Source organism: Pseudomonas sp. P5_A2_2 (assembly GCF_054177685.1).
In genome coordinates this window covers 1-8010 of the sequence record NZ_JBGCUL010000145.1, presented here as the reverse complement: position 1 = coordinate 8010, position 8010 = coordinate 1, and the positions used below count along the sequence as shown (strand labels likewise).

Genomic DNA, 8010 nt, shown 5'->3' with positions numbered 1-8010 from the left:
GTGCCGGCCTACAAGATCGCCAGTTTCGAAAACACCGATTTGCCGTTGATTCGCCGGGTGGCCGCGACGGGCAAGCCGCTGATCATTTCCACCGGCATGGCCAGCATCGCCGAGCTCGATGAAACCGTGCGCGCCGCCCGCGAGGCTGGGTGCAAGGATCTGGTGCTGCTCAAATGCACCAGTACCTATCCGGCATCTCCCGCGAACAGCAATGTGCGCACGATCCCGCATTTGCGGGAATTGTTCGATTGCCAGGTGGGGCTGTCCGATCACTCCATGGGCGTCGGTGTGTCCGTGGCGGCGGTGGCACTGGGCGCAACGGTGGTGGAAAAGCATTTCACCCTCGAGCGTGCGGCCGGTGGCGTCGACGCCAGTTTCTCTCTGGAGCCCTCGGAGCTGGCCAGCCTGGTGATCGAAACCGAACGCGCCTGGCAAGCCATGGGGCACGTGCATTACGGCGTCACCGAGGCGGAGCGCCAATCCCTGGTGTACCGTCGATCGTTATATGTCACCCGGGACATGGAGGCCGGTGAGCCCTTCGACGGGAAAAATCTGCGAGCCATCCGTCCGGGTCTCGGGCTGGCGCCCAAACATGCGCAAAGCCTCCTGGAACGCCGTGCCCGTCAGGCTATCAAGCGTGGAACACCACTGGACTGGTCGTTGGTCGAATGACCCATTGCCGGGCTGATTCGGCAAAATAGCGTGACCTGCGAGTCATAACGGGCATCTTCACTGTATTGTATTGACCGGGAAGATGGCGCCTGACCCTTTATCGGGTTCAGTGATAGTCCTTTATGCTTCCCGGCCGTCGCCTTGGGGTGACAGAAATCCAGGTTTGTCGGCGCCCCTCGATTCCTGCGGGTGGTGGTATTGGGCTGTTTATTATTGGGAAGCCGTAATGATTGGCATAAAAAGCATTGCGAGCTACGTTCCTGTAGCCGGCGTGGACAATTACGCACAAGGTGCAAAATTCGAGAAGGATGAAGAATTCATCCTGGGCAAGATCGGTTCGGCTTTCCTGCCGCGCAAGGGCGTTGATCAGGAAACATCGGATCTGTGCGTTGAAGCGGCCAATGCGCTGTTTGCCGGCAACCCTGATCTGAAACGTGAATCCATCGATGCGTTGATTATCGTCACCCAGAACGGTGACGAAGAAGGCCTGCCGCATACCGCGGCCATCGTGCAGGACAAACTCGGCCTGCCGACCAACGTCGCCGCGTTCGATATTTCCCTGGGCTGTTCCGGTTACGTCTACGGCATCTATGCGATCAAGGGCTTCATGGAGGCCGCAGGCCTGAAGAACGGCCTGCTGATCACCGCCGACCCGTATTCGAAGATCGTCGACCCGGAAGATCGTAACACCACCATGTTGTTCGGCGATGCGGCCACCGCGACCTGGATGGGTGAAAACCCGACCTGGGCACTGGGCAAGGCCAAGTTCGGCACCGACGGTTCCGGCGCGCCACATTTGAAAGTCAGCGACGGCGTGTTCTTCATGAATGGCCGCCAGGTATTCAACTTCGCACTGCTCAAGGTGCCGGCACATTTGCATGAGTTGCTCGGCGAGTCGCAACTGAGCGCCGACGACATCGACGCGTTCTGCATTCACCAGGGCAGCGCGGCGATTGTCGATGCGGTCGCGCGGCGTTTCGAAGAATGCCCGCAGAAGTTCATCAAGGACATGGTCGAGACCGGTAACACGGTGTCGTCGAGCATTCCATTGCTGCTGGAAAAGCATATCCTCGATTCCGAATGGAAGCGCGTTGCGCTCAGCGGTTTCGGTGTGGGGCTGTCATGGGGTTCGGCGATCATCTATCGCCCTTGAGTGAAAGTTTTTTAATAAAAAGGCCGGTACAAAAAAGCGCTCAAGGGTTAACCTTGAGCGCTTTTTTGCTTGTAAGGAATGCGAGGTAGCATGAGCGAATGCTTTGAAGACAATGCTCAGGTTATCCAGCGGCGCTGGCCGTCGCTGTATGCGCGATTGGAAACGGAAGATCGCCTGGCCGTCGATGTCGACCTGATCGAAGGGCGGGACTCGACGTTGTGTGTGGGTGGCATCCAGCTCACCAGCCGCCATGATCGCCTGAGCGAGGCCCGTTTGCAGGCCGCCAGCCTCCCGCTCGACAAGGCACAGCTGCACGTTTACGGCACCGGCTTCGGCGATTTGCCTTCGGTTTTGCTGGAGCGCGCCGGGCTTGAAAAGCTCTATGTCCATATTCTCAACGGCGCGCTTTTCGCGCTGGTGTTGCAGCTGATCGATCAGCGCCAGTGGCTGGGCGATCCGCGTGTGCAATTGCTGTATGCCGGCGATCTGTCGGACATCTGCACACCGTTCTTTGCATTGCCTGCCGAGATGCTGCTGGCGGATGACTTTAGTGCGAAGATTCGTGATCGGCTGGTCAGCGAAGTGCACCTGAGTTTCAACAATCGTGAGTTCGACCCGCAGTCTCCCGTCATTCAGCAGCGCTTGCAGGACACCCTTGAAGTGCTGCTCGCCGATGATGATGTGGCACAGCTGTTTGGCACGTGTTCCGGGCGTGAAATCTATGTGATCGCCACAGGGCCCAGCCTTGAAGGGAATTTCGAGCGTTTGGCAGCGGTGCGCAATCAAACGCCGCGACCGCTGTTCATCAGCGTGGATACCGCTTACCGGCCCCTTCGCGAGCACGGAATCAAACCTGACCTGGTCGTGAGCATCGATCAGCGCATCAGCGTGCTGCACTTGCCGGGCGAGGGCTCCGAAGGCATTCCGCTGGTGTATTTGCCTTTGAGCGATCCACACATGCTGAAAGCCTGGAAAGGCAAACGTTATGGCGGTTACTCCGCCAGCCCGATCTACGCCGAATTGCGTGAGAAACACCCGCGTGCGCAGCTCTACGTCAGCGGCAGCGTGATCCATCCTGCGGTCGATCTGGCGGTGAAAATGGGCGCGCAGCGCATCACGCTTTTCGGTGCGGATTTTTCCTTTCCGATGAACAGGACCCATACCGGTTGGAACGATGGTGACCTGGGGCCGCCGGTGAACCAGGCCAGGCACTGGGTGCACGATGGTCATGGTCAGAAGGTCAAGACGCAATTGAATTTCCGCAGTTACCTGTGCGAGCTCGAACGTTACATTGCCAGGCATCCAGAGGTGCTTTTTTTCAATAGCAGCCGGGCTGGGGCAATGATTGCCGGTACGCGGTTCAATCAGGATTTCGTGCAATGAAGCCGCCAGTGAAAGGCATCGATGAGTACCGGCAGTGCGCAGGGCTTTTTCGCCTGGGGCGTGATGTCGAAGCGGCATTGAACATGGTTGATCTGTTCGATGAGGCGCAGCGACTGTTTGCGCAGACGCCCCAGGAGGTTCAGCAGGCCTGGGCTTTGATGCTCAGGCAAATGCTGGCCTGTCAGGAGCGCCAGGATTGGCTGGGGCTCGCCGACTTCATGGAATATGAGTTGATCGAGCTGCTCGAAAACCTGCCGGACTGAGGGGCAGCAACAGCTTTGGCACGGGCGTTTGTGGGCTGGACAGTTTTATGGCGTCATTTTTTCGTGGTTGAGGGGCGCTAAGCCCTTGTTTTCTCGGGGGTGGCAGGGTGATGGCATTTTTTTTAAAAAAAGCCCTCAAGCAACCTGCCAACCCGACGATAACTATTACGAAGGTTCTCTAGGCCATACCCGGCGGTTGCCAGGGCCGGAAGCCGCAGTACCCAACCAACGAGGAATTCGTCATGGCTTTAACAGTAAACACCAACACCACGTCGTTGAACGTTCAGAAGAACCTGAACCGTGCTACCGACGCTCTGTCGACTTCGATGGCTCGCCTGTCTTCCGGCCTGAAAATCAACAGCGCCAAAGACGACGCCGCTGGCCTGCAGATCGCAACTCGCATGGCCGCACAGATTCGTGGTGGCAACCAGGCAGTGCAAAACGCCAACGACGGTATCTCCGTTGCCCAGACCGCTGAAGGCGCGCTGCAAGCTTCGACCGACATTCTGCAGCGTATGCGTGAACTGGCTGTTAAAGCACGTAACGGTACCAACAGCACTGCTGATCAGACCGCTACCAACTCCGAATTCGCTCAGATGTCTGACGAAATCACCCGTATCTCTGCCTCTACCAACCTGAACGGCAAAAACCTGCTGGACGGTTCGGCTGGCACCATGCAGCTGCAAGTTGGCGCCAACACTGGTTCGGCCAACCGCATCGACCTGGTACTGAGCTCCAAGTTCGACGCCGTATCCCTGTCCGTAGGCAGCGGTACTGTTGTTCTGACCGGTGCGACTTCCGCTACCCTGTCTGCCAACATCGACAACGCAATCACCGCTATCGACGCTGCTCTGGCATCGATCAACGCCACCCGCGCAAACCTGGGTGCTTCGCAGAACCGTCTGACCAGCACCATCTCCAACCTGCAGAACATCGTGGAAAACACCACTGCTGCACAAGGCCGTGTACAAGACACCGACTTCGCCGCAGAAACCGCGAACCTGACCAAGCAGCAAACCCTGCAACAGGCTTCTACCTCGGTTCTGGCTCAAGCCAACCAACTGCCTTCCGCTGTACTGAAACTGCTTCAGTAATTTCGGAATGAGTTTAAGCGGGGGAGTGTGCTGGTCACGCTCTCTCGCTTTTTACGTTAAGAGGTGTTGGACATGGAGATGAGCGTAAAGCTTGGCGTGTCTTATCCGGCTCCCCAGCCAGCGAGCGCTGTCTCGGATAAAGCGCCGGAAAAGCCTGAAGCCGCGAGCGTGACGCCGGCGGCGGATAAGAAACCGGAGGCGGATGACGTCCACCTGAAGCAGGCGGTGCAGCAGATCGAAAAGTTCGTACAGTCGATCAAGCGCAATCTGGAGTTCTCGATAGACGAGCAATCCGGAAAGGTCGTCGTCAAAGTGATTGCAAGCGAAACGGGTGAAGTCGTGCGACAGATCCCCTCCGCAGAAGCCCTCAAGCTGGCAGAAAGCCTGAGCAATGCGAGCCATGTATTGTTCGACGCCAAAGTCTGATAGCTGGCATGAATAGTGTTTGTACGTTCTTGGGCGCAGGTATTGGCCAAAAGAGTGGCAGCAACCTGAAGGGAGACGCAAAATGGCAAGTCCAATTTTACCGGGTACGGGCTTAGGCTCTGGCCTGGATATCGGTGCGATCGTCACTGCGCTGGTCAACGCCGACAAATCGGCGAAACAGACGCAGATCGATACTCAGACCAAAACCAACACGCTGAAGATTTCCGGTGTCGGTTCCCTGAAAAGCGCACTGACGGCCTTTCAGACGGCGCTGACCAATCTCGGTAGCAAGACCAATCCTGTGTTTGCGGGCTATACCGCCACTTCGGGTACCCCGTCGATTCTGGGTGCGACTTCCGACAATACCGCCGTTGCCGGTACCTACAGCGTTGTTGTGAATAACCTGGCCACCAGCTCGAAAGTCGCCAGTGCTTCTTTCGCCGGCGGTGCGGCCAGTGCCATTCCGAGTGGTACTTTGAAAATCAGTCAGAATGGCACTGATTACGATGTCACGATTCCAGCCAATGCGACCCTGCAGAGCACCCGGGATGCCATCAACTCCGCGCAGGCGAGTAATGGTATTTCTGCCAACATCGTGACCGACAGCAGTGGTGCGTCGCGACTGGTGATCAGCTCCAGCAAGACCGGCGCGGGTTCCGACCTGACGGTCAGCGGTATCGCCGGCCTTGATATCGACGGTACCCAACCGATGGGCGCCAACCCTTCGGCTTCAAGTTCAGGGGCTGTCAACGGGGTTGCGGTGGATGCATCGCTGACCATCGATGGTCTGGCAGTGACCAGCAAGAGCAATACGGTGACCGGCGCAGTCAGCGGCCTGACCCTGAACCTGGCGTCGGTGAGTCCGGGTACGCCGCCGGCTGCGGCGACCGTCACCGTCGCGACCAATACCGCCGGATTRCAAACCTCGATCCAGTCGTTCGTCGATTCCTACAACACCCTGATGAACACCATCAATTCCCTGTCCAAGGCGACCGCGGATGCCGATGGCAACCTGACGGTTCAGGCGGCGTTTACCGGCGACTCGATGTCGCGCACACTGATTTCCGATATCCGCGGTGTGCTGACGGCTCCCGGGGCGGGCGGTCCATTGGCCGTGCTGTCGCAGATCGGCGTGCTGACTAACGAGAAAACCGGCAACCTGGCGTTCGATGCAACGGCGTTCAATAAGACGATGGCCATCAACGGCATGAGCGGTCAGGTGCAGCAGTTGTTCAACGGTAGCAATGCTACCAACGGCCTGCTGGCGCGCATGGGCACTGCAATCAAACCTTATGTGCAGACGGGCGGGTTGCTTGATCAGCGCAATACCAACCTGCAGAGCGTGAGCAAGAACCTTTCAAATCAGCAGACTGCGTTGGACTTGCGAGTCGCCAACATGACCAAGACGTTGACCGCCAAATACAACGCAATGGACCTTTTGGTCGGGCAAATGAAGGCGACGGCGACGAACATCACCTCGTTCTTCACTTCCTTGAACGCCCAGAAGTCCAACAGCTAGTTTTAAGCTGTCGACAAAACCCGGCTACGCATTTTCGCGTGTGCCGGGTTTTTGTCTTTTGATCTAAAGTTTCCCGGTACGCGGACGATACACTGGCTATACGAGTCATTGTGGTAATGAGGTAGAACATGAATCCAATGTTAGCCCTTCGGCAGTATCAGAAAGTGGGGGCGCACGCCCAGACGTCCGAAGCGAGTCCGCATCGTTTGGTGCAGATGCTCATGGAAGGTGGCCTGGACCGGATCGCTCAGGCCAAAGGCGCGCTGGAGCGCAAGGACATTCCCGGCAAGTGTGTGTCGATCAGCAAGGCGATCGGCATCATCGGTGGCTTGCGTGAAGGCCTGGATCTTGAAAATTGCGCCGAGGCCGTGGGCGAGCTCGACAGTCTTTACATCTACATGATGAAACGTCTGGCCGAGGCGAACATCAGCAGCGATCCGAAGATTCTCGATGAAGTCGCGGGGTTGCTGCGCACGGTGAAAGAAGGCTGGGACGGCATTGCTGAGCCAGGTCCGCAGTTCTAGGGAGATCGCCATGAGTCTTGTATTGCAGCGAATAGAACAAACTCGAGAAGCGCTGGTCGGTGCTCTGGCCGAGCGCAACTGGGAGGCTATCGGTCAATTGGACCTGGATTGCCGTTCCTGCATGGAAGACGTCTTGAGCGAGGCTTCGCTGGACGAAGAAGTTCTGCGTAGCAATCTTGAGGAGTTGCTGTATGTCTACAAGCAGCTACTTGAGGTGGCGATGGGGGAGAGGCAGGCGATAGTCGATGAAATGTCTCAGATCCAGCAAGCGCGGAACGCAGCAAAGGTTTACCATCTGTTTGGATAATTAACCCCAAGTTAATCCAGATATGTGCGCCATAAATTTGACTGTGCACGGTTTTTTGACTTAACTAGTGGCTGGTTCCAGATTTCAGTCGTCTTCAGGCATAACGTGTCTGCAAGCGTCTAGCTTGCCCCAGCATTTTGGGCATTGAGTTGACTAGGGAAGTTGCTATTGCATGTGGCGTGAAACCAAAATTCTGCTGATTGATGACGATAGCGTCCGCCGCCGCGACCTGGCGGTGATTTTGAATTTTCTCGGTGAAGAAAATTTACCCTGCGCAAGCCATGACTGGCAGCAGGCTGTCGGCTCTTTGTCGTCAAGTCGTGAAGTAATCTGTGTCCTTATCGGGACGGTCAATGCTCCTGGTGCGCTTCTGGGCTTGTTAAAGACACTCTCGACCTGGGATGAGTTCCTTCCGGTTTTGTTAATGGGCGATAATTCTTCCATTGACCTGCCGGAAGACCAGCGTCGTCGAGTGCTTTCAACCCTGGAAATGCCGCCCAGCTACAGCAAATTGCTCGATTCGCTGCACCGTGCCCAGGTCTATCGCGAGATGTACGATCAGGCCCGCGAGCGCGGTCGTCATCGCGAACCCAATCTTTTCCGCAGTCTTGTCGGCACCAGCCGGGCGATTCAACACGTCCGCCAGATGATGCAGCAAGTCGCCGATAC

General features: G+C 57.0%; 10 protein-coding genes. All 10 read left to right on the top strand.

Annotated features, from left to right (window positions below):
• Positions 1-672: N-acetylneuraminate synthase family protein (locus ACXRVY_RS11835; protein ID WP_458237446.1), on the top strand; the 672-nt coding region annotated here is incomplete at its 5' end.
• 226 nt (positions 673-898) lie between these two features.
• Positions 899-1825 (top strand): ketoacyl-ACP synthase III, encoded by a 927-nt coding sequence (locus ACXRVY_RS11830; RefSeq protein WP_223461341.1) that lies wholly within the window; start codon positions 899-901, stop codon positions 1823-1825.
• A 90-nt stretch (positions 1826-1915) separates the two neighbouring features.
• Positions 1916-3208, top strand: a complete 1293-nt coding sequence (locus ACXRVY_RS11825) for a motility associated factor glycosyltransferase family protein (RefSeq protein ID WP_223461343.1) — start codon at positions 1916-1918, stop codon at positions 3206-3208.
• Positions 3205-3471: a hypothetical protein gene (locus ACXRVY_RS11820; RefSeq protein WP_223461345.1), complete on the top strand. Its 267-nt coding sequence runs from the start codon at positions 3205-3207 to the stop codon at positions 3469-3471. The genes ACXRVY_RS11825 and ACXRVY_RS11820 overlap by 4 nt, the downstream gene beginning before the upstream one ends.
• Positions 3472-3713: 242 nt before the next feature.
• Positions 3714-4565, top strand: coding sequence for a flagellin domain-containing protein (locus ACXRVY_RS11815; RefSeq protein ID WP_108218632.1), 852 nt, complete (start codon positions 3714-3716; stop codon positions 4563-4565).
• A 72-nt stretch (positions 4566-4637) separates the two neighbouring features.
• On the top strand, positions 4638-4991 hold the full coding sequence (locus ACXRVY_RS11810; protein ID WP_223461347.1) for a flagellar protein FlaG: 354 nt from the start codon (positions 4638-4640) through the stop codon (positions 4989-4991).
• A gap of 82 nt (positions 4992-5073) precedes the next feature.
• On the top strand, positions 5074-6510 hold the full coding sequence (fliD, locus tag ACXRVY_RS11805; RefSeq protein ID WP_223461349.1) for a flagellar filament capping protein FliD: 1437 nt from the start codon (positions 5074-5076) through the stop codon (positions 6508-6510).
• Positions 6511-6638: 128 nt separating this feature from the next.
• Entirely contained in the window at positions 6639-7034 is a 396-nt protein-coding gene (fliS, locus tag ACXRVY_RS11800) for a flagellar export chaperone FliS (protein WP_223461351.1), read from the top strand.
• Between the two features lie 10 nt (positions 7035-7044).
• Positions 7045-7341 carry a flagellar protein FliT gene (locus tag ACXRVY_RS11795; RefSeq protein WP_223461353.1) on the top strand — a complete coding sequence of 99 codons (297 nt, stop codon included), beginning with the start codon at positions 7045-7047 and terminating at the stop codon, positions 7339-7341.
• 172 nt (positions 7342-7513) lie between these two features.
• Positions 7514-8010: response regulator (locus ACXRVY_RS11790; RefSeq protein WP_458237445.1), on the top strand; the 497-nt coding region annotated here is incomplete at its 3' end.

Excerpts from the sequence above, each read along its gene's own strand:
- ACXRVY_RS11825 (WP_223461343.1), top strand. The coding sequence starts at position 1,916 with ATGAGCGAATGCTTTGAAGACAATGCTCAGGTTATCCAGCGGCGCTGG.
- fliS (WP_223461351.1), top strand. The coding sequence starts at position 6,639 with ATGAATCCAATGTTAGCCCTTCGGCAGTATCAGAAAGTGGGGGCGCAC.
- ACXRVY_RS11830 (WP_223461341.1), top strand. The coding sequence starts at position 899 with ATGATTGGCATAAAAAGCATTGCGAGCTACGTTCCTGTAGCCGGCGTG.
- ACXRVY_RS11810 (WP_223461347.1), top strand. The coding sequence starts at position 4,638 with ATGGAGATGAGCGTAAAGCTTGGCGTGTCTTATCCGGCTCCCCAGCCA.
- ACXRVY_RS11795 (WP_223461353.1), top strand. The coding sequence starts at position 7,045 with ATGAGTCTTGTATTGCAGCGAATAGAACAAACTCGAGAAGCGCTGGTC.
- ACXRVY_RS11820 (WP_223461345.1), top strand. The coding sequence starts at position 3,205 with ATGAAGCCGCCAGTGAAAGGCATCGATGAGTACCGGCAGTGCGCAGGG.
- ACXRVY_RS11815 (WP_108218632.1), top strand. The coding sequence starts at position 3,714 with ATGGCTTTAACAGTAAACACCAACACCACGTCGTTGAACGTTCAGAAG.